General features: G+C 58.4%; 18 protein-coding genes, 8 pseudogenes and 1 other annotated feature. Of the genes and pseudogenes, 9 read left to right on the forward strand and 17 right to left on the reverse strand.

Annotated features, from left to right (window positions below; all coding sequences use genetic code 11):
• Positions 1-8 precede the first annotated feature (8 nt).
• Both IFT59_RS13360 and IFT59_RS13365 read left to right on the forward strand, forming a co-directional pair.
• Positions 9-1,202 (forward strand): acetyl-CoA C-acyltransferase family protein, encoded by a 1,194-nt coding sequence (locus tag IFT59_RS13360; RefSeq protein WP_192087190.1) that lies wholly within the window; start codon positions 9-11, stop codon positions 1,200-1,202.
• 40 nt (positions 1,203-1,242) lie between these two features.
• Positions 1,243-3,018 carry an acyl-CoA dehydrogenase gene (locus IFT59_RS13365; RefSeq protein WP_192087191.1) on the forward strand — a complete coding sequence of 592 codons (1,776 nt, stop codon included), beginning with the start codon at positions 1,243-1,245 and terminating at the stop codon, positions 3,016-3,018.
• A 368-nt stretch (positions 3,019-3,386) separates the two neighbouring features.
• Here the strand turns inward: IFT59_RS13365 and IFT59_RS23435 are convergent.
• The 3 genes and pseudogenes from IFT59_RS23435 to istA form a co-directional block, all read right to left on the reverse strand.
• Positions 3,387-3,611: pseudogene (locus IFT59_RS23435) on the reverse strand (hypothetical protein); the annotation flags it as partial.
• A gap of 126 nt (positions 3,612-3,737) precedes the next feature.
• Positions 3,738-4,532 (reverse strand): IS21-like element helper ATPase IstB, encoded by a 795-nt coding sequence (gene istB, locus IFT59_RS13370; protein ID WP_192087192.1) that lies wholly within the window; start codon positions 4,530-4,532, stop codon positions 3,738-3,740.
• Positions 4,522-6,078 (reverse strand): annotated as a pseudogene (istA, locus tag IFT59_RS13375) (IS21 family transposase). The gene istB (IFT59_RS13370) and the pseudogene istA overlap by 11 nt, the downstream one beginning before the upstream one ends.
• Positions 6,079-6,191: 113 nt before the next feature.
• Between istA and IFT59_RS13380 the strand changes: the two are divergent.
• Positions 6,192-6,632: pseudogene (locus tag IFT59_RS13380) on the forward strand (DUF1612 domain-containing protein); the annotation flags it as partial.
• On the opposite strand, the pseudogene istB (IFT59_RS13385) reads toward IFT59_RS13380, so the two are convergent.
• Both istB (IFT59_RS13385) and IFT59_RS13390 read right to left on the reverse strand, forming a co-directional pair.
• Positions 6,568-7,421, reverse strand: a pseudogene (istB, locus tag IFT59_RS13385) (IS21-like element helper ATPase IstB). The pseudogenes IFT59_RS13380 and istB (IFT59_RS13385) sit on opposite strands and share 65 nt — an antisense overlap.
• A pseudogene (locus IFT59_RS13390) lies at positions 7,418-8,273 on the reverse strand (Mu transposase domain-containing protein). The pseudogenes istB (IFT59_RS13385) and IFT59_RS13390 overlap by 4 nt, the downstream one beginning before the upstream one ends.
• 133 nt (positions 8,274-8,406) lie before the next feature.
• On the opposite strand from IFT59_RS13390, the pseudogene IFT59_RS13395 reads away from it, so the two are divergent.
• The 5 genes and pseudogenes from IFT59_RS13395 to IFT59_RS13415 form a co-directional block, all read left to right on the forward strand.
• Positions 8,407-8,830, forward strand: a pseudogene (locus tag IFT59_RS13395) (integrase core domain-containing protein); the annotation flags it as partial.
• 135 nt (positions 8,831-8,965) lie between these two features.
• The gene (locus IFT59_RS13400) at positions 8,966-10,495 is read left to right on the forward strand and encodes a CDP-glycerol glycerophosphotransferase family protein (RefSeq protein ID WP_192087193.1); all 1,530 of its coding nucleotides are present in this window, start codon (positions 8,966-8,968) and stop codon (positions 10,493-10,495) included.
• Between the two features lies 1 nt (position 10,496).
• A complete protein-coding gene (locus IFT59_RS13405) occupies positions 10,497-11,177 on the forward strand; it encodes an HAD-IB family phosphatase (RefSeq protein WP_113167169.1) in 681 nt (226 codons plus the stop codon).
• Positions 11,153-11,863 (forward strand): phosphocholine cytidylyltransferase family protein, encoded by a 711-nt coding sequence (locus IFT59_RS13410; protein ID WP_113167170.1) that lies wholly within the window; start codon positions 11,153-11,155, stop codon positions 11,861-11,863. The genes IFT59_RS13405 and IFT59_RS13410 overlap by 25 nt, the downstream gene beginning before the upstream one ends.
• A 13-nt stretch (positions 11,864-11,876) precedes the next feature.
• Positions 11,877-12,605 carry a class I SAM-dependent methyltransferase gene (locus IFT59_RS13415; protein ID WP_162734918.1) on the forward strand — a complete coding sequence of 243 codons (729 nt, stop codon included), beginning with the start codon at positions 11,877-11,879 and terminating at the stop codon, positions 12,603-12,605.
• A 717-nt stretch (positions 12,606-13,322) separates the two neighbouring features.
• Here IFT59_RS13415 and IFT59_RS13420 read toward each other — a convergent pair.
• The 8 genes and pseudogenes from IFT59_RS13420 to IFT59_RS13455 form a co-directional block, all read right to left on the reverse strand.
• Positions 13,323-14,572 (reverse strand): annotated as a pseudogene (locus tag IFT59_RS13420) (IS3 family transposase).
• Positions 14,178-14,294, reverse strand: a sequence feature (AL1L pseudoknot). (Overlaps the previous pseudogene by 117 nt.)
• Positions 14,573-14,752: 180 nt before the next feature.
• Entirely contained in the window at positions 14,753-15,766 is a 1,014-nt protein-coding gene (locus IFT59_RS13425) for an acetamidase/formamidase family protein (RefSeq protein ID WP_192087194.1), read from the reverse strand.
• A gap of 5 nt (positions 15,767-15,771) precedes the next feature.
• The gene (locus IFT59_RS13430; protein WP_192087195.1) at positions 15,772-16,185 is read right to left on the reverse strand and encodes a DUF3830 family protein; all 414 of its coding nucleotides are present in this window, start codon (positions 16,183-16,185) and stop codon (positions 15,772-15,774) included.
• 67 nt (positions 16,186-16,252) lie between these two features.
• Entirely contained in the window at positions 16,253-17,029 is a 777-nt protein-coding gene (locus tag IFT59_RS13435) for an ABC transporter permease (RefSeq protein ID WP_192087196.1), read from the reverse strand.
• Complete coding sequence (locus IFT59_RS13440; RefSeq protein ID WP_113167175.1) at positions 17,026-17,859, reverse strand: ABC transporter ATP-binding protein; 834 nt, start codon at positions 17,857-17,859, stop codon at positions 17,026-17,028. The genes IFT59_RS13435 and IFT59_RS13440 overlap by 4 nt, the downstream gene beginning before the upstream one ends.
• Positions 17,856-19,301, reverse strand: a complete 1,446-nt coding sequence (locus tag IFT59_RS13445; RefSeq protein WP_192087197.1) for a dihydroorotase — start codon at positions 19,299-19,301, stop codon at positions 17,856-17,858. Before IFT59_RS13445 ends, IFT59_RS13440 begins: the two co-directional genes overlap by 4 nt.
• Positions 19,302-19,313: 12 nt before the next feature.
• A complete protein-coding gene (locus IFT59_RS13450) occupies positions 19,314-20,105 on the reverse strand; it encodes an SDR family NAD(P)-dependent oxidoreductase (protein WP_192087198.1) in 792 nt (263 codons plus the stop codon).
• Between the two features lie 58 nt (positions 20,106-20,163).
• Positions 20,164-21,213: an ABC transporter substrate-binding protein gene (locus IFT59_RS13455; protein WP_249407591.1), complete on the reverse strand. Its 1,050-nt coding sequence runs from the start codon at positions 21,211-21,213 to the stop codon at positions 20,164-20,166.
• A 148-nt stretch (positions 21,214-21,361) separates the two neighbouring features.
• On the opposite strand from IFT59_RS13455, the gene IFT59_RS13460 reads away from it, so the two are divergent.
• On the forward strand, positions 21,362-22,252 hold the full coding sequence (locus IFT59_RS13460; protein WP_192087199.1) for a LysR family transcriptional regulator: 891 nt from the start codon (positions 21,362-21,364) through the stop codon (positions 22,250-22,252).
• 22 nt (positions 22,253-22,274) lie between these two features.
• On the opposite strand, the gene IFT59_RS13465 is transcribed toward IFT59_RS13460, so the two are convergent.
• The 4 genes and pseudogenes from IFT59_RS13465 to IFT59_RS23365 form a co-directional block, all read right to left on the reverse strand.
• Positions 22,275-23,708 carry an amidohydrolase family protein gene (locus IFT59_RS13465; protein ID WP_192087200.1) on the reverse strand — a complete coding sequence of 478 codons (1,434 nt, stop codon included), beginning with the start codon at positions 23,706-23,708 and terminating at the stop codon, positions 22,275-22,277.
• Between the two features lie 57 nt (positions 23,709-23,765).
• Positions 23,766-24,710, reverse strand: a complete 945-nt coding sequence (locus IFT59_RS13470) for an ABC transporter substrate-binding protein (RefSeq protein ID WP_249407592.1) — start codon at positions 24,708-24,710, stop codon at positions 23,766-23,768.
• A gap of 406 nt (positions 24,711-25,116) precedes the next feature.
• Positions 25,117-25,388, reverse strand: a pseudogene (locus IFT59_RS23120) (allophanate hydrolase); the annotation flags it as partial.
• Between the two features lie 510 nt (positions 25,389-25,898).
• The gene (locus IFT59_RS23365; protein WP_342366099.1) at positions 25,899-26,210 is read right to left on the reverse strand and encodes a gamma-glutamyltransferase; all 312 of its coding nucleotides are present in this window, start codon (positions 26,208-26,210) and stop codon (positions 25,899-25,901) included.
• Positions 26,211-26,269: the final 59 nt, after the last annotated feature.

Genomic DNA, 26,269 nt, shown 5'->3' on the forward strand with positions numbered 1-26,269 from the left:
ATTTGCAAATGACTTGCCCGCAGAAACAAATCTTCATCGTCAGCGGCACCCGCACGGCCATCGGCGCGTTCGGTGGGGCGCTGAAGAACCATCCCCCGACGGAACTTGCAGCGCTTTGCACCGCCGAGGCCGTCAGGCGCTCCGGCCTCGATCCGGCAGCGATCGGTCATGTCGTTTTCGGGCATGTGATCAACACAGAGGCGAAGGACATGTATCTGGCGCGCGTTGCGGCGCTGAAGGCCGGGTTGCCGATCGAGACCCCGGCGATGAACGTCAACCGTCTCTGTGGCTCCGGCCTGCAAGCGATCGTCAGCGCCGCGCAGGCAGTGGCGCTTGGAGATTGCGACGTGGCGGTGGCGGGTGGCGCCGAAGTGATGAGCCGCGCGCCATATCTCCTGCCATTCGCACGCTGGGGCCAGAAGATGGGCGATGCCCAAACGATCGACGCCCTGACCGGCGCGCTCAGTGATCCGTTCGGCCATGGCCATATGGGCGTCACTGCCGAAAACATTTCCCGACGCCGGCAGATTTCACGCCAGGATCAGGATGAGTTCGCGGCCGAAAGCCATGCGCGCGCCGCCCGGGCGATCGACGAAAAGCGTTTCGCCAGCCAGATCGTCTCCGTCTCGGTGAAGGAAGGCAAGACCGAGCGCGCCTTCGACGTGGACGAGAATGTGCGGCCCGGAACGACTGCTGAAAAGCTCGCAGGATTGAGACCCGTGTTCGAGAAAGACGGCACGGTGACGGCTGGCAATGCCTCGTCGATAAATGACGGGGCGGCGGCACTGGTGCTGGCGAGCGGCGAAGCCGTCGCCCGCTACGGGTTAAAGCCTATGGTGCGGATCATCGGCTGGGCGCATGCGGGCGTCGAGCCTGACGAGATGGGGCTCGGGCCGATCCCCGCGGTACGTAGGCTGCTCGACCGCACCGGACTGACGCTCGACGATTTCGATGTGATCGAATCCAACGAGGCATTCGCGTCTCAGGCGTGTGCGGTGGCGCGTGATTTGGGGCTTTCGGCGGCAAAGACCAATCCCAATGGCGGCGCCATCGCGCTTGGCCATCCGGTCGGTGCCAGTGGCGCGATCATCACTGTCAAGGCGATCTACGAGCTGGTGCGTGTTTCAGCAAGGCGGGCGCTGGTGACGATGTGCATCGGCGGCGGGCAGGGCATCGCGGTTGCGGTGGAGCGCGTCTCGTAATGCGAAACCAAGGAACATCCCCGACTCGAAAGACCCATCCATGAGCTATATCGCCCCCGTCGAAGACATCATGTTCACGCTCAACGAGGTCGCTGGGCTGGATAGAGCCATAACCAAGGGTTTGTATGTCGATATCTCCACCGATCTCGTGGCGCAGGTGCTCGAAGAGGCTGGACGATTCGCCAACGAGAAAATCGCGCCGATAAACCGTCAGGGTGATGAGGTCGGCGTTCGCCTGGAAAGCGATAACGTGGCCATGCCGCCCGGTTGGAAGACCATTTATCAGGCTTGGACGGAGGCAGGCTGGAACGGGCTCTCTTGCGATCCGGATTTCGGCGGCCAGGGCCTGCCGCATCTGGTTCAGGCAGCATGCACGGAGATCTGGAATTCGGCCTCGATGGCCTTTGCTTTGGGTCCGTTGCTGACATCGGGAGCGGTAGAAGCGATTGCAGCGCACGGGTCGTCGACGTTGAAGCAGCAATATCTTGTCAATCTCGTGTCCGGTGCGTGGATGGGGACGATGAACCTAACCGAGGCACATGCGGGCTCCGACCTTTCGACGATCAGGACCCGCGCCGAGCCACAAGGAGATGGAACCTACCGCGTCACCGGACAGAAGATCTTCATTACCTACGGTGAGCATGACCTGACGGACAACATCATCCATCTGGTGCTGGCGCGATTGCCTGGGGCGCCGGTAGGGACGAGAGGCATCTCGCTTTTTCTGGTGCCAAAAATCCTGCCGGACGGAGCACGAAATGATGTGCATTGCGGTGGTCTCGAACACAAGCTCGGTATCCACGCGTCTCCGACCTGCACGATGAATTTTGGCGACAAGGGCGGGGCGACCGGTTGGTTGATAGGCGAGGAGAATTGTGGCCTCGCTTGCATGTTCACGATGATGAACAATGCCCGTCTGGCGATGGGTCTGCAGGGCGTTGGCATTGCGGAGCGCGCCTTTCAGAAGGCTTTGGGTTTTGCGCGCGAGAGGCGGCAGGGACGTGTGGCGGGAAGCATGACGGCTGCGACTATTATCGAGCATCCGGATATCAGGCGGATGCTGCTGGTGATGAAATCCAAGATCCATGCCGCGCGCGGGATCTGCTATCTGACAGCGGCTGCGATCGATGCCGGTCATCTGGCGAGCGATGACGAGGCGAAACGACGGGCGAGCGAGAAGGCGTCGCTGCTGACGCCTGTTGCCAAGGCCTATGGCAGCGATATTGGCTGCGAGGTGGCATCGCTCGGGCTGCAAGTGCATGGCGGGATGGGTTTCATCGAGGAGACAGGCGCAGCGCAGCATATGCGCGATGCGCGTATCGCGCCGATATACGAAGGGACGAATGGCATTCAGGCGATCGATTTGGTGATGCGCAAGCTGTCTCTGTCAGGCGGAGAGGCGGTGGCTGGCATCATCACCGAGATTAGGTTAAATGCCTCGGCCCTCGCGGCGAGCAATAGCACAGATCTTGTCACAATCGGTCTGGGTCTGCAGGATGCCTGCCTGACCTTCGAAGAGACGACGAACTTTCTGCTCCTTGCCGCAGCGAGCAAAGCCACCGACGATGCGTTGTCCGGCGCCACGGCCTATCTCACGATGTTCGGCCATACGCTGGGTTTGTCGACGCTTGGTACTTCCGCCCTTGCGGCACACGCCGAGATCCGGCGCGGCGCCGATCCCGCGAGACATCAGGGCAGGATCGCGCTGGCACGGTTCTTCGCGGACCAGATCGCGGTCGAAGTGGACGGCCTTGGCCGTGCCATCGTCACCGCTTCCGATGCGCAGCAGGGAGCGGAATTCGCGCTCGCCAGCTGATTTGTCCGTCAAGCATCATCCACCTCACTGCCTGAGGTTAACGACAATAACCGATACGTCGATATTGGCGTCTTCCATAGCCAACTCTGGTCGCCTCATGGCAAATAGACCACGGCAGCATCGAGGCGCTGCGAAATCAATCCTTCACTTAGGCTTTCAGGGGTGCCGGCTTCGACGTGCAGCGCGATACTACTCGCATGTTGCTTCATCCACTGGCTCCAGTAAAGGGTTAGCCAGCCATTCAAAGCAACAGCACCTCCGAGCCGAATTACTCCTTCATATCCATTTGGCAGCGAGAGACTACGTCTTGCCTGCTTCCACAGAGTTAAAATTTGCTCTGCCTGCGGTCGAAATTGTTGCCCCGCAAGCGTCAGCTCGACGTCTGTACGACTTCTATTGAACAGTCGGACACCAAGGTTTTCCTCAAGGGAGCGGATACGGACAAGTCTCTGGGAGTGTAGAGACCTGCTGAATACTGTCTGGAGACGATGGCTGGGGAGAAGTGGATGCGCTGTGATCGGCGGCTTCTGAGGGATCAAGACGGTACACCTTGCCGCGTCGTGGGCGTCGTGATCTATTTCACACAGGAACATCTGCGTCTCCGCCGCCGAACGCAACTCCGAAATCGATTCGCTCACTGGGTTGTTTGTTGGTTTTCACGCGGAACTGAGCCGGTTTTTCCACCGAGAAGTGAGCCACCTCTGAGTATGGTTTTCTGGTCAAGGTTTGGTCAAGGGATTGGGTTTTTCTCCCCTCTTGTGTGCTGCGGCAGCCGAGCTGGCTTTGAAGCGGAAGCTGTCGTTCCCGGTTTCCAGGATATGGCAACGATGGGTCAAACGATCGAGCAGGGCGGTTGTCATCTTGGCGTCGCCGAAGACGGTTGCCCATTCGCTGAATCTGAGGTTGGTGGTGATCACCACGCTGGTCCGCTCATAGAGCTTGCTCAACAGGTGGGAGAGCAGCGCCCCGCCGGACGCGCTGAAGGGAAGATATCCCAGTTCGTCCAGGATCAGCAGATCGAGGCGAACCAGCGTCTCGGCGATCTGGCCTGCTTTGCCTTTGGCCTTCGCCTGTTCGAGAGCATTGACCAGTTCGAAGGTCGAGAAGAAGCGGACCTTTCGGCGATGATGCTCGATGGCCTGGATTCCAAGAGCGGTCGCGACATGCGTTTTGCCAGTGCCAGGGCCACCGATAAGTACAACATTCTGCGCCCCATCCATGAACTCGCATCGGTGCAGTTGGCGCACGGTGACCTCGTTGATCTCGCTGGCGGCGAAGTCGAAGCCTGAGATGTCTTTGTACGCAGGAAAGCGGGCAGCCTTCATATGATAGGCGATGGAGCGGACCTCGCGCTCGGCCATCTCGGCCTTCAGCAACTGGGACAGGATGGGCACGGCCGCATCAAAAGCGGGAGCGCCCTGCTCGATAAGGTCGGTGACGGCTTGGACCATGCCATACATCTTCAGGCTCCGCAGCATGATGACGACGGCAGCACTTGCGGGGTCATGACGCATTGCGGCCTCCTGCGATCCGGGCGCGTAGGTCATCATAGCGTTCGACATTTGCTTTGGGTTCACGCAGCAAGATCAGAGCCTGTGGCGTATCGATGTCGGGACCATCGATTGTCTTGCCGTCGATCAGCCGATGTAGCAGGTTCAGCACATGCGTCTTGGTCGCCACCCCCGCATCCAAGGCCAGTTCCACAGCCCTGAAGACGACCTGTTCTTCGTGATGAAGGACAAGGGCAAGGATATCGGCCATCCCTTGCCCGGCAGGTGATGCAAGCATCACCGAAAGGGTCACGATCACCACCGGGGCGGCGGAGCATCTGATCTTGCAACTGTCTGAAGGCCAGCGGCAATTCCAGGAATGGTGCACCATTGCGCAGGTTACCGGGTTTGCGCTGGATGACGGCAAGGTAATGTCGCCAGTCGTAAATCGTTCGCGGCGGCTTGTCGTGGCTGCGCTCAATGATCCGCTCATGCTCGCATAGGACATTGCCCTCGGCCGCATCCACCAGTCTCTCGGGATATATCCGCAGGCTGACGGGCCGGTTCGCAAACGATGCTGGCACGCTGTAACGATTACGCTCAAAGGTGATCAGGCATGTCGGCGAGACGGCTTGCTCTGCTCGACGAAGCCGTCAAACATGGCGGGGAGCGACATCAATGCTGCCCGCGCATCAGCCCAGACATCCGCGATCGTGCCGGACAAGGTTCCATGCGCCGTCTCCCGCCATAGGTCCTGGCAATGCTGTTCCAGCCAGTCATTCAACGCCGCCAAATCGGGAAAGTCCGGCATCTGTTGCCACAAGCGTGGTCGGGCATCCTGGACGTTCTTCTCGACCTGACCTTTCTCCCAACCTGCCGCTGGATTGCAGAACTCGGGCGCAAAGACATAATGGTTCGTCATCGCCAGGAAGCGGATGTTGACCTGCTGCTCCTTGCCCCGGCCTACGCGATCGACCGCGGTCTTCATGTTATCGTAGATGCCGCGGCCAGGTACGCCGCCGAACACACGGAAGCCGTGCCAGTGGACGTCGAACAGCATCTCGTGCGTTTGCAGCAGGTAGGCCCTGACCAGAAACGCGCGACTGTGTGATAGCTTGATATGTGCTACCTGAAGCTTCGTGCGCTCGCCGCCTGCCACGGCATAATCTTCACTCCAATCGAATTGGAATGCTTCGCCCGGGCGAAAGGATAGCGGAACGAATATGCCGCGGCCCGCTTTCTGCTGCTCAGCCCGCCAGTCACGGGCGAATGCGGCGACCCGACCATAGGAGCCGGCAAAGCCGAGAACCACCAGGTCCGCATGAAGCTGCTTCAGCGTTCGGCGCTGCTTGCGCGACCTCCCGGCCTCGGTCTTCAGCCAGCCAGCAAGTTTGTCGGCATAGGGATCAAGCTTGCTCAGTCGTTCCGGTACGGTGAACGTCGGCTCGATCGTACCAGCGCTCGAATACTTCGCGATCGTGTTGCGTGACAGCCCGGTGCGCCGGCTGAACTCCCGGATTGACTGCTTCTCGCGAAGCGCCATCCGACGGATGATGCTTAAAAGTCCCATGTGGATCACGCCGTTGCCCCCGTCGCTCACCGCGTTGGGAGAAGGTTCACATGGCTCAATTCTCAATGGAAATTATGCGCCTAACCGGCTCAGTTCTGCGGGGAAACCAGCAGATGGTCTATGATCTCGACTGGGACGAGGATGCCCGGCTCGAGGAATGGCGCGGCGTGCTACGCCGGGCCGAACACCTTCGGGCGGCGCTGCAGGCAATCATCGCCCTCGACGCCTGGAACGAACTTTCCGTCCTTCAGCATGCGCCCTGGCTTGGCCAGCTATTTACCGCCTCCATCCTGCGCCAGGCCGGCGTTGCCAACGGCGCCCATCTTGCCGCCATCAACTTCGGACTGAAAACAGTTCCCGTTGATCGGCGCCGGCATCCCGATCGACAGACCCGGCTACTCGCCATTACTCACGGGCTTTTAGCGGCCGCCGAGATCGGCATGAAAGAACATGACCGGCTGACGCTGGCGACGTGGACGGCAGAGAGAATTAAGGATCTTTCGGCGGCCGCCCGCGTGGCTTTTGAGGAGGAGCGAATGCCGGAGGCGCGATGAGGGCTTTGGAACGGACATGCTCCGGCATCAGTTCGGCGTGCTGCCGGAGGCGATAGCTGGATCCTTCGATCTGCACGACGACGGCGTGGTGAAGCAGTCTGTCGAGTAGCGCCGTTGCGACAATGGATCGCCGAAGACATCGCCCCATTCAGCAAAGCCGCCGTTTGACGTCAGGATCATAGCTCCTCGCGCGTATCGCGCACTGAAGAGCTGGAAGAACGAATTGCCACTGCCATGGACGACCGGCAGATACCCGATCTCATCGACGATGAGCAGGCTCGGCCTGCAGAAGAAGCGAATGCGTTCTTGCAGCTTGCCTTCCCGTTCTGAACGGGCAAGCGAACCGATCAGATCGGCAAGGGTCGTGAAGTAGACGCTCTTTCCGGCCTTCACGGCTGCGTTGCCGAGCGCCGTGGCGAGATGGCTCTTTCCTGTTCCCGGTGGGCCGAGGAAATGAACCGCTTTGTCACGGTCAACGAAGCCGAGCTGCGCCAGGGTGACGATGCGATCCCGGTCGAGCGAGGGCTGGAAGGTAAAGTCGAAAGCGGCGAGCGTCTTGATCGTTGCAAGCCTGCCCATGCGCAGCGCCGTCTTGATGCGGCTGTTCTCGCGCAGGGTGAGTTCCTCCGGCAGGAGGATATCGATGGCCTCGAGTGCAGATAGCTCACCGTGCTCGAGGCGGCGCACGACATGATCGAGCGCTTCCAGTGCGCGCCGCATCTTTAGGCCGACGAGATCATGACGGATACGATCGATCATGGACGGAATGGCATTGAGGGTTGCGCTCATGGCCGGTTCTCCTGTGCCAGGACCTTGCCGACAGCATCATAGAAAGCAAGCGATCGCTGCAACACGGTGTCGACGGCAGGTTTGACGACATGAGATTCAACCCGCGTCCTAGGCCGGTGTTGCGGCGTCATCGATCGTCGGTGATCGGGGATGAACCCGGCGTTGTTTGCTGCCCTCCAGAACGGGATGAGCTGCTACCAGCATGCCGTTCTCGAAGATGCGGGCCTCGTCAGCGAGAGAGTGGACCTCAACCATTCGGCTTCGCGTGGCATCCGGAACGCTGTAGGCTTTGCCACCAACGCTGACCATGCCCTCCCGCGACACGCGGCGCTCTAGCTTCAGAACGGATCTGAACGGCGCCAGCGGTAACGGTCGCAGGTGCGGCCGCTCCTCGGCGAAGGCTTCATTGACGAAGCGAAGGGTTGTTGCATGCTTCCTCGGATTGGCGACAGCGTCCAGCCAATGCCGAAGCTGGGCGTTCAAGTCGTCGAGATTGCGGAACGAGCGGGCCAGGAAGAAGTCCTCGCGGATGTACCGGAACGGCCGTTCCACCTTGCCCTTCGTTTTCGCGCGCTAAGGTTTTGCATGCGCTTGGGTGGAAGCCGTAATGGCGCGCCAGGTCGAGCCTCGCTCCCGCAGCAGTCGACTGCCGGTAAGGCTCCGATAGGTCTTCACCCGTTCCCGCAGGTGGAAGGCGAACGGATCGATCACCGTCGTTCGTGGCTTCCGTGGACCATAGGCCGGAGCTTCCAAGCCTCGCTCTATGTATTTGCGCACCGTCTTGTCGTCGATGCCCGTTTCTCTGGAAATGGCCGACACTGTCAGCCCCTGCTGATGCAGATCGAGGATCATGATCGTCTCCCTCAGCTTGATCACACCCCCCTTCCGACCATCGAAAGGAGTATCGGCGATGACGGGCCGGCGGCCGCAGCACCTGGGGAAGATTCAAACGGCACTATTGGGCAGTATTGCTCCGGTACTGACAGTTCTCGACCGCGAGGCCATTGTCCATGTTGCCACCACCGAAGGCATCAAGAGCGAAGATGTTCAGGACCTTGTCATCACCGCCGTCGAGAACCGCTTCGGTCGCACCAATCCCTTCCCGAGCCCATTGTGTGGCTGACCGAAAATGGATCCTGCTTTATTGTGGCAGACACTAGATCGCTCCTGCGGGGATATCGGGATGGAGCCTTGCACGACGCCGGTCCGCAGCCCTCAGTCCAACGGAATGGCCGAAGCATTCGTCAAAACATTCCAGCTCGACTACGTCTCGGTCAACTCCACTCCGGACGCCGAAACCGTCATCTCCCAGCTGCCATTGTGGTTCGAGCATTACAACACTCTTCACCCGAAAAAGGCTTTGGGATATCGGTGACCGCGAGTTCCTAAACCGTCAAACAGAAATCTGATCCTGTCCGGTTTTTATGGGGCAAGTCCAGCTGACGCGCAAGGTTCGCTAAAGCTGATGTAAATAGCTTTGTCTCCAGACATAAGTGAGACAAGCGTTTCGTGGGCTCACCCGACACAATATTGAGAGGTTTCCGATGGACATCAGCGTCTCTTCAACGATTGCCGAACGAGTAGAAAAGCTTTCTGCCAGATTCGACGCGATTGAGGAAAAGCTCAGCGCGGTGACCGAAACTCAATCTTTGCATGGCGAAGTTCAACTACAAGTAGCCAAGCTGTTACAGAATATACATACGCACCAGCAGCTTACTTTGGATCGGCTCGGCTCGATCGCCGGATTGGCACCCAACGGCGAAAATCCTGTGTCAAAAAAGGACCTAGACGAGCTCGAAGCCGCAATAAAGCTTGAGGGGCAGAAGCGTGCGGTGGAAAACCACGTACTAAAGCAATCGGCGCACCTCGCTCTTCGCAATTCGATGCCCGTAGAGATGCCTATCCGTTGCGTCTTTCTTGTGCATTCAATCCCTATGTGGGACGCACTGTCAGATATTTATGGAAGGATGCTGGAGGATGAACGGTTCGATCCGATCGTAATCTCGGTGAATTCGAGGCCACTTGGACGCGGCGTCTTCGAAGGCGAGGACAAGGTGAGCGCCGCCTTTGATGCGATGGGCGTAGCCCACCTTCGCTTCAACATGAGCGAATCTTATTCGGCCCTGGACATATTAAAGGCTCTCCGGCCCGCCGCTGTTTTCCGCCAGCAGCAATGGGATGGGAACCTGCCGCCGGCGTTCGCTACGTCGGAGCTGACATTCACCCGCATCTGCGTCGTTCCCTACGGAATGAATATCCTATCACGCTTCGACGGCGAAGATTCGGGCCCGGAAGTCTCGCCACTTGCTTTCGACCAGGTCTACCATCGCGCAGCCTGGAGAATCTTCTGCGAGACCGAAATGACGCAGTCATACTATCGTTCGTTTGCTCATTCCGATCCGTCAAAGTTCCGTCTCAGTGGATACCCAAAGCTTAGCAGCCTGCTGAAGTGCAAAGGGAAAGGGAAGTGGCCCTTGCCCGAGCCGAAAGGGAAGGCCTATCGCGTTGTCTGGGCCCCGCATTACTCGCTTGGAAAGGGGGGGGTCGGCTTCGGTGTATTCAACCTCATCTTCAACAGCATGGTCGACTGGGCCAGGGAGCAAAAGGACATTCAGTTCGTTCTGAAGCCGCATCCGGCTCTTTTCTCTGACGCGCTCGGCGCCGAGCAGACTGCAGCGATCAAAAAAATCTGGAACGCAATGGCTAACTGCGCTATCGAAGAGCAGCTATACGGGGAATTGTTTGACGCATCAGACATCATGGTGACGGACGGAGTCTCCTTCCTGACGGAGTATCATCTGTTCAACAAGCCACTGATCTTCTTTGACTCCGGCCACCACGTACGCTTCAATCCCCTTGGCAAGGTCGCTGAGGCGTGTGCCCATAAGGTCCGAACATTCGCAGAGCTGAGGAAAACCGTTATCGCCTACAAAAACGGGAAATCTTGGGACAAGGAGAAGGAGGTGAGCAAACTGCTGGACATCCTCGTGCCCAATTCTGACGACCCGGCAACAACCATCCTGAATACTATAGCCATGGATATTGTTAATGAGGGTGGCAAGCATAGTGCGTGAAATGGCTTCTCATTCACATTGCCTGGACGATTACAGGCTTCAGGACCTCGAGCACAGCGATGTTGCGGCCGAGAGCAGTCCGTCGGGAACATGCTTCGCTTTCGATCTTGATGGCACGATTACGTCGGAAGAGTTGCTGCCCCTGATCGCTTCAGAGCTGAATCTCGAGGCCGAGATGTCACTCCTGACGCGATTGACGATGGACGGCGTAATACCGTTCGAGGATTCTTTTCGCCTGCGCTTTGCAATCCTACGTGCAGCTGGTCTGGAGCGTGTCCAATCGATCGTATCAGAAGTCCGGTTGGATCCCTATATCGTCGATTTTATTCGCGAGAATCGAAGTAGATCTTTCGTCGTAACAGGCAACCTTGATTTATGGATCGCACCCCTAGCTGACAAGCTTGGATGCGAATTCTTTGCATCCACAGCCGTCATGCAAGCGGGAAAGATCGCTGGCATCCATCAAATCATGCGCAAAAGCGCGCCTGCTTTGAAGCTCAAAGACCAATTTGAGCGCCTGGTAGTGGTCGGTGACGGTTTCAATGATATTCCGATGTTCGATGTTGCCGACGTCGGGGTCGCCTATCAGGGCGTGCATACCGCTCCCGATGCGTTGATCTCAGTATCCAATTATGTTGCTTTGGACGGGAAATCACTATGCCGACTGTTAAGAACGCTGTGATCGCTGCTGCTGGCCTCGGCTCCCGGTTGGGGCACGGCAAGCCCAAGTGCTTGGTCGAGATTGACGGGGTGACCATAATCTCCCACCTCCTCTCGCTGCTCAGCGACGTGGAGGATGTCCGCGTAGTGATCGGGTTTGAAGAGAGAGCGGTCATCTCAGAGATCAAACGCATTCGCCCGGACGTGATCGCAGTTCGCAATCCGGATTTTAGATCAACAACGACTCTACACAGCTATGCCGCCGGTGCTCGGTACATGAAGGGCGACTGCCTATTTATGGACGGCGACATTCTTTTTGAACCCGACAGCTTCAAGAGATTTGCCGCCACCTGCGAGCCCAACAGGCCGCTTCTTGCAATTACGAAGACCAAGACGAAAGATGCGGTGTTCCTTGATCTTGATGGTGACATGGTAACGCGACTGCGCCGGGGCCGGCCATCCGAGTACGAATGGGCAAATGTTGCGTGGTTGCCGATCAGCTTCTTCCAGCACCTAGAGAATACGCCGGTGTTTGAGCATCTGGCGCAATTTATGCCTATCGAGGCTGGAATATTAACCTCTTACGAGATCGATACCGAGACCGATCTTCTTCAAGCTCAGCAAAATCGTCATCTGTTCCGCCTGGGAACCGCCAGCACTGTGGCGCCCTTACACAGTGACGATGCCTTTTGGCGCGTCCAAGACTAAAGCGGTGGTGCAGATGTCCAGAATTTACAGCGAAATAGCCGCAATCGACACAAGTTCGGTGAAGTCTTTCTTTAATCGGCGGGCCAGTGTGGAGAGCAATCCCATCAATGCAGTCATGCTTCAAAAGGAAGGCTCCACTATAGCGATTGAGCGGGATAGATACGAAAGGGAACATCTGGTTCCTTCCGTTGACCCTGGTGGGAAAGTTCTCGAGCTGGGATGCGGTGCGGGTCGCCTTGCGTCGCATTATAACAAAGATGGCAACGTTTACCTTGGACTGGACTTCTCTGAAAACCTGATCGGCATTGCCAATGCCGCTTTCGCGGGACAGGAGAAGGTTCGATTCCAAGTGGCCGAGATCCCCTGGATAATACAGGAAAAATTGCCGATCCAGCCGCCATTCGATCTAGTTATCGTCACTGGACTTTTGATCTACCTGAACGACGAAGCTGTAGCAAAAACGTTCGAGCTGATCAATTCGATTTCAGCGAGAAATGCGAAATTGTATCTTCGCGAGACAATTTCCATCCGCGATGATCGTCTAACTTTGAGAGACTTCTATTCCGAAGAACTTAAGGAGAGCTACAGCGCTGTCTATCGCACCCGTGCTGAAATCGTGGCACATATCGATATGTACCTCACAAAGTTCGGTTTTACATTGACGTCGGAGGGGGTGGCGTTCCCTGCCAGTCTGCAAACTCGGGCGGAGACCAATCAGCACTACTTCAATATCGAGCGATGAGCCCAGTCCGCGACACGCCGCCCCCTTCGCCTTCCACGGTCGTTCATTGAAGGTCTCGTTGATGGCGCAGATTAGAGGCTAGGTCGACACTGTTGACAACGCGGCGGTGCCAACGCCAGGACCGACGACGGGTCACCCAGTGGACGCGGCCAGGAAGACGGGCCTGTCTCATCTAACTCGGTAGTGACTCGATCGTATTTGAAGGGGAGAAAGAGTCGTGGGTTATGAATGGCGCTGTCGTCCGTCCCCTCTGCCGAGCGTGAAGTGTCGGGACGATATTAGCGAAGGCGAATAGGCTTTGCGGGGTGTTGGCGGAACTGGCCGCTTCCAGATAGCCTCTAGCCCGCTCAATGTGGCTGATGAGATGGCAGTTTAATAGTCCTCACCTGGAGGGGAGGGCGCTATCGCCCGCCACCGCCGGCACGGAAACCTCACCGCCAAAGGTAATTGTCGACAACACCATCTTCGGCGAGCTAGTAATGTCCGCGGCAGGTGAACTAAGGACCGCTGACCTCCGCAACAAACAGGCTGGGCAAACAGTTCACTATAACGCAATCTTTCCGGCAAGCCCTTCATAAGGATTGTCAGTTCGCCCGATAGTGGCATGACTCTCTCTATATAAGAGAGGATCGATGCCAACAATTTTACCCACCAAATCAGAAAAATGAAGATGAAGTACTGAACTGCACCGGGTTGCCGGAGGCCATTCCGTTTAAGTTATGCGGCCATGGCTGCTGCGTCCAGCCTGTCGTAATACAGCTCTTCAGCTTCGGCTGGCGGTATGTTTCCAATGGGTTCCAAGAGGCTTCGGTGGTTGAACCAGTCTACCCATTCCAGTGTAGCGAACTCGAACGCTTCGAAGCTCCTCCATGGTCCACGCCGATGGGTTGATTTCAGCCTTGTAGAGACCGTTGATCGTTTCGGCGAGGGCGTTGTCGTAACTGTCGCCGACGCTTCCGACGGAAGGCACGATTCCAGCTTCTGCCAACCGCTCGGAATACCGGATGGATACATATTGGACGCCGCGATCCGAGTGGTGCACGAGGCCGCCACCATGAGCGGGACGCCGATCATGAAGAGCCTGCTCCAGGGCATGGAGGACAAAGCCAGCATATGCCGTCCGGCTCGCACGCCATCCAACGATGCGACGAGCAAAGGCGTTGATGACATCCGCGCAAATGCACAGCATTTGTCACGTGTCCACGTAGACAAAACCCTGCCATGTGGCGACGTAGGTGAAGTTTGTAACCCAGCCTGTTTGGTACTGGGGCTTTGAACTGGCGGTTCACCCGATCAAGCAGGCTTGGAGCCGTCTTGTCTGAGAAAGTCGTCCGGATCGGCTTTCCTCGAATGATGCCTTGCAGGCTCATCGACCTCATAAGCATGGCGATACTGCAGCGGGCGACGTCAAAGCCTTCACGCTTCAATTGCCCCCAGACCTTACGAACGCCATAGACGCGGAAGTTCTGTTCGAAGACACGACGTATCTCGATCTTCAGGCCGATACGCTGCGGCGCGGATCGACAGGCGATCCAAGTCCAGGCGTTTGGCGACATTCTTGTAGTAGGTTGAAGGGGCGATCGGCAGCAGTCTGCAGATCGGCTCGATCCCGAACACACCACGGTGTTCGTCAATAAACGAGATCATCGCTTGAAGGGGCGGTTGAGCTACGCCATGGCGAAATAGGCCGAAGCTTTGCGCAGAATTCGTTGGCCTGACGAAGCTCGCGGTTCTCCCGCTCAGAGCCTTATCTTCTCAGCGACGTCGCTCGGCATTCCTGCTCTTTTACCCCTATCGACCTCGGTCTTCTTGACCCATTCGTGCAGGTTGGCTGGCGAGCAGCCAATCTTGGCAGCAATAGGTGAAACGGCAGCCCAGCGTGATGGCTGTTCGGCCTCGTGGTCCAGCACCATACGTATGGCACAGCTACGGACTTCAGGTGAAAAATTGTTCGTTGTCTTGATCATGATGGCTCTACTTTCTCAGAAGTTGGAGCCTCCCGCAAACCCGGTGCGGTTCACTCTTCATCAGCGCCAGTTGCCAGGTTTGCTCAGCATCGTTTTTCGACCCGCGAGCCCTCCAGCAGCGGCGTCTTTCGTAGAACGGTCTTGAGATTCTTGACTCGAGAATGAAGGAGCGTTGCTCCATTAGGCGTCTATTGCCGAGGAAGCGCTTGAGACTGTCCGCGGGATTGCCCCCAGTATGTCGGCCTTAAAGGGTTTCCGGCTCAGGAGAGTTTTCGGTATCAGGACGTGGATGCCCTTCCTGATGTTGACGACCTGCGTGATGCGGACATCTGCTGCCATGCTGCAAAGGCTGTAGGACTGCACAGGCGTTAGTTCGGTTCTGTCCGTGATCATGTGTATGGCGGCGCGGAGGGCGGCCTGCATCGCCGCTTCCATGTTTTCGTCGAAACCCATGGCGATCAGGTGATCTGGTGTTTCGGCATATGGACCCAGATCCCTTTTGCCCTTGAGGACATCGATCCGGAGCGTTCCGGTCAACCCCGTCTCGACGGCTGTCAGGCAGACTTCGCCGTCACCTTGCGTAGCATGGCCGTCGCCCGCCGAGAACAGTGCGCCTTCTACAGAAACAGGCAGATACAGGACGGAGCCGGCAACCAGTTCCCGGTTGTCCAAATTGCCGCCGAAATATCCCGGAACGATCGAGTTGAGGCAGCCGTCATCTGGCCGCGGCGCCGTCGTCATGATGCCGAAGAAGGGTTTTGCCCGTAGTTCAATACCCCAAGGTGTCATGATTGTTCCGGCCTCGCGATCAATGGTGAGGTGGATAAGTTGATCCTCGACAAAGTCATCCGGAAGAGCGCCTTTTCCCGGCCTGATGACATTGAACCCCCAATCATCGCGAAGCTTCACATCGAGGATCTCGATCCGCAGGGTGTCGCCGGGCGTGGCGCCGCGCACGAAGACTGGGCCGGTCAGGATGTGCGGCCCAGGGGACGGAGAAAGCGTTTCGTGAATGTCTCGCAGTTCTGGCCGGACGAAATGCGCAGGATCAGTGGAGGCCTCTCCGGCTGACCCGCTGACACTGTGAAGGGTCACGATGTCACCCGGCTCGATTTCGAGTACGGGCGCGAGGCTGGCATCGAGGGAGCCCCAGTGCACGCTCTTGGGTGTCGGGAAGATTTCGTGGTGGGCCATGGCGATCAGACCAGTTCAAAACGGATATTCTGGGCACCTTCCCATAGCGTCATGGTGCCAAGCTTTTGAAGGTTCTCGAGCCCTGACGTCAGAGTGATGAAATGATTGCCGGCAAGCTGCCCCATTTTCGAGGAGAAATCGACGCCTCCATAGGCGAGCAGGATTTCCGTTTCGCTGATGCCGCCGGGATAAAGGATGATGTGGCCTGGAGCAGGGTGGCTGGTGTGGTTTTCGTAGGTGACGCCGAAGTCTTCTTCGCCGAGCGGGACCCATACGCCCTCACCGCTCCAGCGGACATGTACGATCTTGCTCTCGTAGGGCAAGCGCTTGAGGAAGGCGGCGCAGGTCTTCGGTGCGTTTCCGGTTTCTAGACGTGCGTCGAAAGTGAACGGTCCAGCTGTAATCTTGAGCTTGGTCATGAGCATATCCTTTTGATTTGCCCCCTCAGGAAAAGAGTAGGCGGGTTAAATTCTGATTTGATTGGAGTCAGCCGTTGGCGGCAAAACTGTCGCTGCGCACGGCCCAGCCGGTCACCCTTGCTTCGACAAGCGAGAAGATGACGTAGAGGGCAACGCCGAGACCCGCGAGAATGAACAGGCCAGCGAAGACCAGAGGCACGTCGAAGCTAGAACTCGCAATCATCATTAGGTTGCCGATACCGCGGTTGGAGGCGACAGTTTCCGCTATCACGGTCCCGACGAAGGCAAGCGTTGCGGCAACCTTCAGCGATGCGAAGAAATAGGGCATCGTCCGTGGCAGTCCGATATTCCAGAGAATTTCGAGTTTCGTCGCCTTCAGGGTGCGCATCACATCCTGCAGTTCCGGTTCTGTGGATGCGAGACCTGTCGCCACGTTGACCACGATCGGGAAGATGCACATCACCATGGCGGTGAGGATCGCGGGCACAGTTCCGGCACCGAACCACAGGACGAGGATCGGCACGACCGCGACCTTCGGGATTGACGAGAAGCCGACGAGCATCGGATAGGCGACGTCATAGGCAAGCCTCGAAGAGCCGATCAGCATTCCCAGGAGAACGCCGATGACGATGCCCAGCCCAAGGCCGACCAGCGTCGTGTATATGGTCTGGAATGCATGCGGCCAGATGGCGGGAAACTGGGTGACGAGGGTCGAGATCGCCTGGCTCGGTCGTGGGAGAACCATGTCGGAGACGCCGAAAACGAGGCAGATCACTTCCCATGAAAGGAAAAATCCGAAAATGCAGCAGGCGGATAAAACGCGACGCTTGGTATCCGGCTTCATGACTGGCTCTCCTTAACTGCTCTTGCCGCGACAATGCGTTCCCGGAGCCGCTGCGTAAGGGACACGAATTCGGGTTCGAACGATACGTCAATCGTGCGCGGCCGGGCGAAGGGGACGAGGCTGTCTTCGATGATACGGCCCGGGCGAGCCTGCATGACGCAGATCCGCGAGGCGAGATAGGCCGCCTCCTTCAGGTCGTGCGTAACAAGCAGAACCGTCGGCTTTTTCTCTATCCAGAGGTTCTGCATGATCTCCCACAATTCCTCGCGGGTGAACTGGTCGAGCGCGCCGAAGGGCTCGTCGAGCAAAAGCAAAGTTGGATCGTGAATGAGCGCGCGGCAGAGGGAGGCGCGTTGCTGCATGCCGCCTGAAAGCTGCCAGGGAAACTTCTCACCAAAGCCTGACAATCCAACCTGCTTCAGCAATGTTTCCGCACGGTCGCGGTACTCGCCCTTCTTGTTCCGGGCGTAGGATTGCTTGAAGGGCGCGACGATCTTGAGTGGCATCATCACGTTGTCGAGGATGTTGAGCCAGGGAAGCAGGGTCGGGTTCTGGAACGCCATGCCGATGCGCACATCGTTTGCGCCGATTTCCCGACCGGTCACGAAGATGTGGCCCTGTGACGGTGCCAGCGTGCCTGCGACGAGCTTGAGGATTGTCGACTTACCGCAGCCGGATGGTCCGACCAACGCGACGAATTCGCCGTTCATGATCCTGAGCGAGGTCTCTGTGAGGGCCACGGTCTGGTTCTTCTCGCTACCAAATGTGACATTCACCCTTTCAAGATCGATAATCGGATTGCGGGCATCGGTAGCGAGAGGTGTCGTCATGTCGTGGCGCTCCTACGTGCAGATGTAACCGCTTCCATCGTCTGATCGCTGTTGCGCACCTCCGCCGGCGGCATCACCTGGATGTCGTGAACCGAGCGGCCCCAGCCCCTGGCATCTTCCTGCAGCTTGCGATCCTTCATCGCGAACTTGCCGCGGACGATCGTGTGGATCGGCAGTGCCGTTGCCTCCATGCCGTGCCAGGGAGAAATCCGGGCCGTCGACTGTGTCAGGGCATCGTCGATCGTCCAGGTAAGGTTCGTGTCGACAATGGCGATATCGGCATCGGACCCGACCATCAGCGCGCCTTTTCTCGGGAACAGTCCCCAGCGTTTGGCCGGGCTTTCGGCACTCCAGCGCACATAGTCCGAAAGGCTTGCACCGCGCCGTGCGATTTCGGTGAGCATCAGCGGCATCTGGGTTTCGACACCCGGAAAACCGCAGTCTACGGTCCAGATGTCCTCGCGGGTCTTTTCTTCGATGGAGTGTGGCGCATGATCGGTGGCGATCATGTCGATCGTGCCATCCACGAGTGCCTGCCAGATCGGATCGTTGTTTTCGGCTTCACGGACGGGAGGGTTCACGCGGATCACGCCGCGCTTCGCCTCGTAGTCGTCGGCAGACAGGAGAAGATACTGGGGGCACGTCTCGCCGGTGATATCCACGCCGCGGTCTTTGGCATCGGCGAGCGGTCGCAGCTCCGCGGTAGACGATATGTGCAGAATGTGGATGCGTGCGCCGGTCCATTCGGCAAGTGTCGCGGCGCGTTCGACTGCCTCAACGGCAACGACTGCCGGACGGGCCGCAAGGTGAGCGAGCGGATCGGTTCGGCCCATCCGGCGAAGGCGCGCTTCACGACGCTCCATGATGGAATTCGTCTCGGCATGCAGCGAGATGCGCTTGCCGGTCGGGGCTACGATTTCGAAGAGTTCCAGCATCGCCCCTGTCGTCGGCGAAGGGATACGCCCGAAGGTGTTTCCCATGTAGCACTTGAAGCCGATGATCCCCCCGTCGATCAGTTCGCCGATGTTGGTGAGGCTTTCCTCGCCGAGAACGGCATATAGGCCATAATCCACATGCGCCTTGGTGCTGGCGATCTCGTGCTTCTCCCTGAGGGACTTGGCATCGGAGATTGCCGGCAGCGTGTTGGGCATATCAAAGACGGTCGTCACGCCCCCGAAGGCCGCAGCCGCCGTACCGCTCGCAAAGTCTTCCTTCTGCGGGTAGCCGGGATCGCGAAAATGGACATGTACGTCAATTGCACCGGGCAGGATATGCAGCCCCGTTGCATCTAGGTAGTCGCTCGCCTGCGGCATGGCTTGCCTCTTGCCGATCGCGAGGATCATTCCGTCCTTGATGGCGACGCTTGCCTGGTATTCGGCGTCGGGTGAAACGATGGTGCCGCCATGGATGACGAGATCTGCGATGACTTCGGAAGTGGTCATAAGTTCAATCCTTCAAAGAGCCGCCCAGCCACCATCGACGGGCAAGTCGACGCCGGTGATCTGGCGCGACACGTCGCTGGCCAGGAAGAGGCAGGCATTGGCGACGTCGTCGTCGACGGTAATTCGCTTGAGAGCATAATCCGCGGCGTGGCGTTCGGCGGCTTCGGTTTCCGAGATCCCGAGTTTCTCGGCCATTGTCCTGCAAACCTTGTCGCGAAAACGCGGACCGTCGACCATGCCGGGCGCGACACAATTGACATTGATGTTGTGCTGTCCGACCTCGAGAGCGAAGCTTTTGGTGATGCCGCGCAGCCCCCATTTGGATGCCGAATAGGCAAGGCGTCCGGCCCGACCCTTCATGCCAAAGGTGCCGCCGACATTGACCACCTTGCCGTAACGCTGGTCGATCATTGCGGGCAGGACGCTGCGGATCGTGTGGAAGCAGCCATTCATGTTGAGAGTGACGATGTCATCGAATTCTTCCGGCGTCGTTTCGACACCCGTCTTGCCCATCGGCCCGGAACCACCGGCCACGTTAACGAGTACGTCGAGGCGGCCGAAGGCTTCGAGCGTCCGGGCCGCAGCTGCATCGCATTGACCCGCATCGGTGAGATCGCATCCGATCACGACGACCGAACTACCGCGGGCCTCCAGTTCCTTGGCAATTGGCTCGATCGCACCCGTGTCGCGTCCGATGAGGGAAAGCTTGCAGCCTTCTTCGGCGAAGGCCCGCGTGATTGCAGCACCCATTCCCTTGGCCGGGCCAGTGATGACCACGACCTTTTCTGTGAGCTTCAGGTCCATGATTTTTCCGTTCGTTTTATCTGTAGAAAGACGGAGACGGCGCTCGATGCGCCGGCCCTTACTTGACCGAGGTCAGGAGCTCGGTCTTGGCCGGTAGGAAGCTGCGATCGAAGACTTCGGCGACTGCCGGCGTGCGCTGAAGCTTGTTCGCCTGGACAAGGATGTCGATCGATTTTGCAAGGCGTGCCTCGTCGATGTCGCCGAGACCGACATTGGCAATCTCGGGATGGTTCATCTCGTCGGCCACCGTCGCGTCGAAGCGCTCTCGTTCGACATCGGTCTTGATCAGGGGCTCCCGTGCCTTGACTGAGGCGACGGCGGCCTCGGGGTCCCTGATTGCATCCTTGATGCTCCTGTTCAGCGCATGCAGGAAGCCTTTCACTGCTTCCGGGTTTTCCTTGATGAAGGGCTTCGAGACGATGATCGCGTTCGAATACAGGTCCAAGCCGTAGTCGCCGTAATTGATGAAGCGGAGGTCCTTGTCCGGATCGGCCCCGATCAGCTTGGCGCTGAAGCGTATGGTGTTGACGTAGCCGAACACGCCATCGACCTGGCCCTTCATCAGCATCTGCTCGCGCAGGTTCGGCTGCATGTTGGTGACTTCGACCTTCGTGCAATCGGTCTTGGAGATAGAGCACAGAGCCGGGAAGAGCTTCAAGGCGCCGTCGTTTGCCGCGCCTCCAAGGGTATGGCCGGGAAAATCGGCCGGAGACTTGATCGGGCTGTCAGCCTTGACGGCGATGGTGAAGGGCGGCTGGTTGTACATCATGAAGACGCCGACCGGGGCATTTTCGGGCTTCTTCGACGCAAGCTCAATCAGCGCGTTGATATCGCCGAAACCCATGTCATAGGCGCCATTCGCGACGAGGGGAACCGCGGCACCCGAGCCATTGCCCTGGTCCATGGTGACGTTGAGCCCTTCTTCCTTGAAGTAGCCCTTGTCCTCGGCAAGAAACAGCAGTCCCTGCGGGCCCTGATATTTCCAGTTCAGAACCAGTTTGATGTCGGTTTCAGCCTGCGCCGCGGCAGCGACGCCAAGCGTTGAGAGTGCGGTCATCGCAGCCAATGCCGCCATGCGGGCACGGGTCTTCATCTGGTGATTAGCCATTGTCTGTTCCCTTGTCTGGTTGGTCGAGGCCGCCGTTTATCGTGGCTCGTTATTCGTGTTGCAATGCGAGAGTACACAGTCCAGTGTGTATCTCAACCGCAATTATCGTGCATTTGCGGTGCTGAAAAAGCCTCACTCGGAGCAGGCTATGCGACACCTCAAATTGCTGCACCAGGTTTCGGAAATCGCAAAGGCCGGTTCGATCCGGCAGGCAGCTGAACGGATGAACATCACCGCCTCGGCCATGAACCGCAAGATACAGGATCTCGAAGTCGAGATAGGAACGCCGATCTTCGAGAGGCGGGCGCGGGGTGTGAAGCTGACGGCCGCTGGCGAGATGTTCGTTCGCTATGCGCGCAGCCAGATTGCGGATGCAGAACGTCTCAGTTCGCAGGTCGAGGACTTGCGCGGGCTGAAACGCGGGCCCGTCAAGATCGCCTGCAGCCAGGCGCTGGCCCTGGATTTCCTGCCGTCCCAGATCGGAGAATTTAGAAAGGATAATCCTCGCCTCGTTTTCGATCTGAAGGTCATGGACCACAACGCTGCGATCAACGCCCTTATCGAATACGATGTCGATCTTGCGATCGTTTACCGTGCAGTCATACGGCCTGCAGTTCGCATACTGAACTCGGTGCCGCAAAGGCTGGTGGCGATCATGCGCGGCGATCATCCTCTTGCCGCAAAGGATGTGATCAGGCTGTCGGACTGCGTGGGCTATCCGCTTGCATTGCCCGATCAGAGCCTCGGCGGAAGGCAGGTTCTCGATGAAGTGATCGCCCGGCGCGACTTCCGTTTCGACATCATGGCGGAATCCAACTCGTTCGAAATGCTGAGAGGGCTCGCTCTTCGTGGAAACATGATCTCGTTCCAGATCGATATCGGCGCACCGCGGGAGGATTTTGGAATGGGCGTCATCGGCCGACCAATCGACGAGCGCGACATTCCGAAGTCGGACCTCGTTTTGTGTCAGCTCCGTGGACGCGTTTTGCCGATCGCCGCAGCAAGTTTTGCGGACCGGCTCATGACGGCAATGAAATAGGCCGGTTGCAGGATCGGGCGCCTCAGCAACAGCCTCGATAGTGTTCGCCGATCAGAGGCTCAAGTGCAGCGAAGGCTTCGCGGATACGTCGCGTCGACCCTATCGCTTCGCGGTACTGCTGACGAAGGGCCTCTTCCGTCGCGTCCAGATCCAGACCAAGGACATGTCCGGTTCTGACAATTGTCCGCCCGCCAGTGATGACCTCGACGATGTGCTGTTGCGTGGCACGGGCAAACAGATAGTGGCGCGGATCAACGTCCATTATCCGGTCCCGGTCGAGCCGGTCGAGATCAAGCAGGACAAGATCCGCGGGCATTCCTATCTCGATGCGTCCGCCAGCGGCAAGACCGATGATTTCGCGACCGGTCACGCAGGCGGCTTCCATTGCATCGGTGGGCGTGATCTCTTCGAACGCAACCCCAGCATTGAGAAGCCGGAAAAGGCGAAGTTCGCGCAGCGCGTCGTCATCCTCGTCGAAGGCACATCCATCAAGACCGAGGCCCACATGCACGCCTGCGGCCTTCATGCGACCGACATGCGCGATGCCTGAGCCCAGATGCAGGTTCGACGATGGATTGACCGCAATCCTTACTCCGTGCCTTGCCATCGTTAGGAGCTCATCCGGTCTGGCCCAGACGCAGTGAGCCACGGTCAGGCGAGGAGAGAGAAGGCCGATCTCTTCAAGGCGCTGGACGATCCCGCCTGGATAGGTGCGGTCCGCCCATTTGCGCTGCTCGCGAGTTTCGAGGAGATGCATATGGACGCGCCGCCCCGTCTCCGCCGACGCGCCAGCGATCGCCTCCAGCAGGCGGTCCGAACACCATTGAACGCCATTAGGGCCGAACTGCACATCGACATGGGCTTGATCTTCAATCTCCGCCGCCACGTCACTCACCCGTTTGACCTGATCTTCGGGCGACATGGTTTCCGTTCGCCAGATGTCATCGATCGCGAACCGGTCCGAAAGTTTTGCAGCGAGCGCAGAATGGTCGCCGTAAACGATCGGATTGCGGTCACGCATGGCGACTGCAAAACCGATCGAAACACCGACGTCGGATGCTGCCCGGGCGTAGTCGTGCACCTCGCTGGTCAGCGCTTCGCGGCCCATGGGCCTGATCAGGTGGACCATGACGCCGACGCAGCCGCCGCGGGCGGATCGGCCGAATGACGCGGCCGCCGCCAGGTAAGGATCAACCGCGGGGATGCCGGCAAGTGACGGGAGCCAGCTTTCAAGCGGCTTCATACCGGACCCGAAGGAGGTCGGCGAAAGGGGCCGCGCGTGATTATGCCCGTCGACCAGCGCGGAGATCGCCAAGATCCTCGGTTCCTCAGCGCTATCTTGTGCGGGGTGAATGGCAACGATACGTCCCGCCTCGATGCTGATCGCGACAGGTCCTGAAGGTTGATAGTCATTGCCGACCAGGGCCTGAGCAACGGTTATTCGACGGTTGGTCATGATCGTTCCGTCATCGGAGAGGGGCAGGCCCCGGGCAAGTCCGGGGCCTCGAGACGCTTATTCAATGGTACGTTCCGGGAGAGGCGGCAGATAGTCAGCTGAGAAGACACGCTCAGGTGCGATATCGCCTTCGAGCCCGTAGGCTGCCTTGATGGTGGCGATCGATCGAAGAAGACGTGCCTCATCTATTCCCCCCAGTCCGACCTTGCCGGTCTCTTCCGACACGATCAGGTTCTTCACGGCAAAGTCGATGCGGCGTTTCTCGAGGGCCTCGTTGATGAGTGGCTCGGTCGACTTGATGATCGCGGCGCCCGCGGCCGGGTCATTGATGACTTCGACCATTGCGCGATTGACCGCTTTGACCAGGCCTCGCACCGCCTGCGGGTGTTCGTCGAGCAGTTTGCGGGAAACCATCAGGCCGTTCGAGTAGATGTCGACGCCGCTGTCGCCGTAGTTGTACCAGTTAAAGTCCTTGTCGGGATCCAGGCCGAGACCAATAATGTTCAGGTAGCTGGTCAAGTTGAAGACGAGGCTCGCATCGACATTGCCGCGGATCAACATCTGTTCCTGGAGATTTGGCGCGACATTGACGATCTCGACAGTAGAGGGATCGATGCCGGCAGCGGAAGTGAGCGCGGGAAAGAGGCGACCCGCAGCCGAACCGGCCGGGCTTCCGACCTTTTTTCCGGCGAGCCCCTTGAGGTCTCCGACCGGGCCATCCTTCTTGACCAGCACAGAGGAAGGCGGCTGATTGTAGATTTGGTAAACCATCACCGGTGCCAGCTCTGGTTTCGACAGTGCATTCTGGATTACGGCGTTCATGTCACCGAAGCCGGCGTCGTAAGCGCCGGACATGATGCGCGTCACGGTCACGGCAGAGCCTTCGCCCTGATCGATTTGAACGTCCAGCCCTTCCTGCGAGAAGTAGCCTTTCTCCTTGGCCATATAGAACCAGGAGTGGATGCCCTGGATCTTCCAGTCGAGCGTCAGCTTGATCGGCAAGTCAGCAGCCTTCGCGTGCGAAGCAAACAGCAATGTAGGTATTATCAGCAAGCGTATCAGTTTTTTCATTGTGTTCCCATTCTCGAAAATCGTCGCTCGAAATAGCGTCGCATAGGCACGGACCTGCCTTAGGAGGCGCCGGACGCGGCAACCCGTCTAGGCACGCAAGCGACCTGTGTTTGGCAGAACCTTGATGGAATGCGCGCTGCTGCGGGCATGTCGGATCGAGTGTTGACAGGTTGAAAGCAGGTCGAGACCGTGATACGGGCTATTGCTGTTTTCGTGTGCGCGCGGTGCCAAAATGGTTTCGCTCCTTGCCCGAGCACACCGCCAGCGATAAGCGGTTCTCGCAATAGGCGCGCCAGCCGAGGCGTGAATTCTCACGGATCAGTTCGGCCTGCAACTATACGACCGTAAAATGGCGCGGGGCCGTGGACACGCAGAGGAGATCGACTGAATCGATGACCGGCGCGAGTTTCTCTTCAGTGCCTGCAGCGCGTATAAGCTTTTAAATGCACCGGCTGCCGAGCGCGCTTTGGCTCCTCCGTAAATGCTTCATGTAACGGGATAGAACTTGTCCTCACGCGCATCGAAGGAATTCTTCACCGCTGCATAGCGTTCTGCGACCCATGCGCCTTCGTAAAGCAGGTAGGCTACCTCGTAGAAATCGGAGAAAGGGCAGGCGGCGGTGGTCGGCATGCACGTCACATCGATATCGTCTTTCACAGCGCCGCTGTTGGCCCTGTCCTGTCCATACTGAAGTACATGTAGGAGCGATCAGATCTTCAAAGGCATAGACGCAGAAACTTACTCATCGCATCGAGGCGATGGGACGCGGCCAGAGTTAACAGCAGATGAGGCCCATCTACTTGCGATCATCGCGCGACTGCGTAGCTCTGCATATGTCGGGGGGCGCCCCAGCGTAAAATAGTCCCCTCGCCGCTCCACGGCGCAGACGCGTCCGAGCGACCAGCTTTCCATGACGTATATTATATGGTCGAGGGCACGTAGGTCGTTGATAACTGCCCCGCTGAAGCGATCTTCGATTTGGAGCCGTCCGAGCTCGTACTCACGCGGATAGAACGATCCCGGCCAGTGACGGCTGTGGAACATCGGCGCGTCGATTGCTCGCTGAAGTCCGTGGCCGTGCAGCACGTGGTGCAAGAAGACGGTAAGCGGCCACTGATCCTACTGGTCGCCTCCTGGCGTACCGATCGCCAGAAGACCTTCGCCGTCGCGGGTAACAAGCGTCGGTGTCAGCGTTGTGCGCGGTCGCGTGCCGGGGCGGAGTGTAGAGGGCAAGCCTTCGTCAAGCCAGAACATCTGGGCGCGGGTGGAGATCGGAAAGCCGAGGCCGGACACGACCGGAGACCTCTGCAACCATCCGCCGCTCGGCGTGGCGGAGACCATGTTGCCGAAACGGTCAACAATATCGAGATGCACTGTATCACCTTCGATTTCCAGACCGGCCGCAAACGGAACATCGCCGCCACCGGGCACCTGCGGGATTTGCTGCCTGACGCAATACGATCTGCGGAGGCCTGTTGCAATTTTGACAA

The organism is Rhizobium sp. CFBP 8752 (assembly GCF_014842035.1).
In the GTDB taxonomy this organism is placed as follows: Bacteria; Pseudomonadota; Alphaproteobacteria; order Rhizobiales; family Rhizobiaceae; genus Neorhizobium; species Neorhizobium soli.

Excerpts from the sequence above, each read along its gene's own strand:
- IFT59_RS13360 (WP_192087190.1), top strand. The coding sequence starts at position 9 with ATGACTTGCCCGCAGAAACAAATCTTCATCGTCAGCGGCACCCGCACG.
- IFT59_RS13365 (WP_192087191.1), top strand. The coding sequence starts at position 1,243 with ATGAGCTATATCGCCCCCGTCGAAGACATCATGTTCACGCTCAACGAG.
- istB (WP_192087192.1), bottom strand. The coding sequence starts at position 4,532 with ATGCGTCATGACCCCGCAAGTGCTGCCGTCGTCATCATGCTGCGGAGC.
- IFT59_RS13400 (WP_192087193.1), top strand. The coding sequence starts at position 8,966 with ATGGACATCAGCGTCTCTTCAACGATTGCCGAACGAGTAGAAAAGCTT.
- IFT59_RS13405 (WP_113167169.1), top strand. The coding sequence starts at position 10,497 with ATGGCTTCTCATTCACATTGCCTGGACGATTACAGGCTTCAGGACCTC.
- IFT59_RS13410 (WP_113167170.1), top strand. The coding sequence starts at position 11,153 with ATGCCGACTGTTAAGAACGCTGTGATCGCTGCTGCTGGCCTCGGCTCC.
- IFT59_RS13415 (WP_162734918.1), top strand. The coding sequence starts at position 11,877 with ATGTCCAGAATTTACAGCGAAATAGCCGCAATCGACACAAGTTCGGTG.
- IFT59_RS13425 (WP_192087194.1), bottom strand. The coding sequence starts at position 15,766 with ATGGCCCACCACGAAATCTTCCCGACACCCAAGAGCGTGCACTGGGGC.
- IFT59_RS13430 (WP_192087195.1), bottom strand. The coding sequence starts at position 16,185 with ATGACCAAGCTCAAGATTACAGCTGGACCGTTCACTTTCGACGCACGT.
- IFT59_RS13435 (WP_192087196.1), bottom strand. The coding sequence starts at position 17,029 with ATGAAGCCGGATACCAAGCGTCGCGTTTTATCCGCCTGCTGCATTTTC.
- IFT59_RS13440 (WP_113167175.1), bottom strand. The coding sequence starts at position 17,859 with ATGACGACACCTCTCGCTACCGATGCCCGCAATCCGATTATCGATCTT.
- IFT59_RS13445 (WP_192087197.1), bottom strand. The coding sequence starts at position 19,301 with ATGACCACTTCCGAAGTCATCGCAGATCTCGTCATCCATGGCGGCACC.
- IFT59_RS13450 (WP_192087198.1), bottom strand. The coding sequence starts at position 20,105 with ATGGACCTGAAGCTCACAGAAAAGGTCGTGGTCATCACTGGCCCGGCC.
- IFT59_RS13455 (WP_249407591.1), bottom strand. The coding sequence starts at position 21,213 with ATGGCTAATCACCAGATGAAGACCCGTGCCCGCATGGCGGCATTGGCT.
- IFT59_RS13460 (WP_192087199.1), top strand. The coding sequence starts at position 21,362 with ATGCGACACCTCAAATTGCTGCACCAGGTTTCGGAAATCGCAAAGGCC.
- IFT59_RS13465 (WP_192087200.1), bottom strand. The coding sequence starts at position 23,708 with ATGACCAACCGTCGAATAACCGTTGCTCAGGCCCTGGTCGGCAATGAC.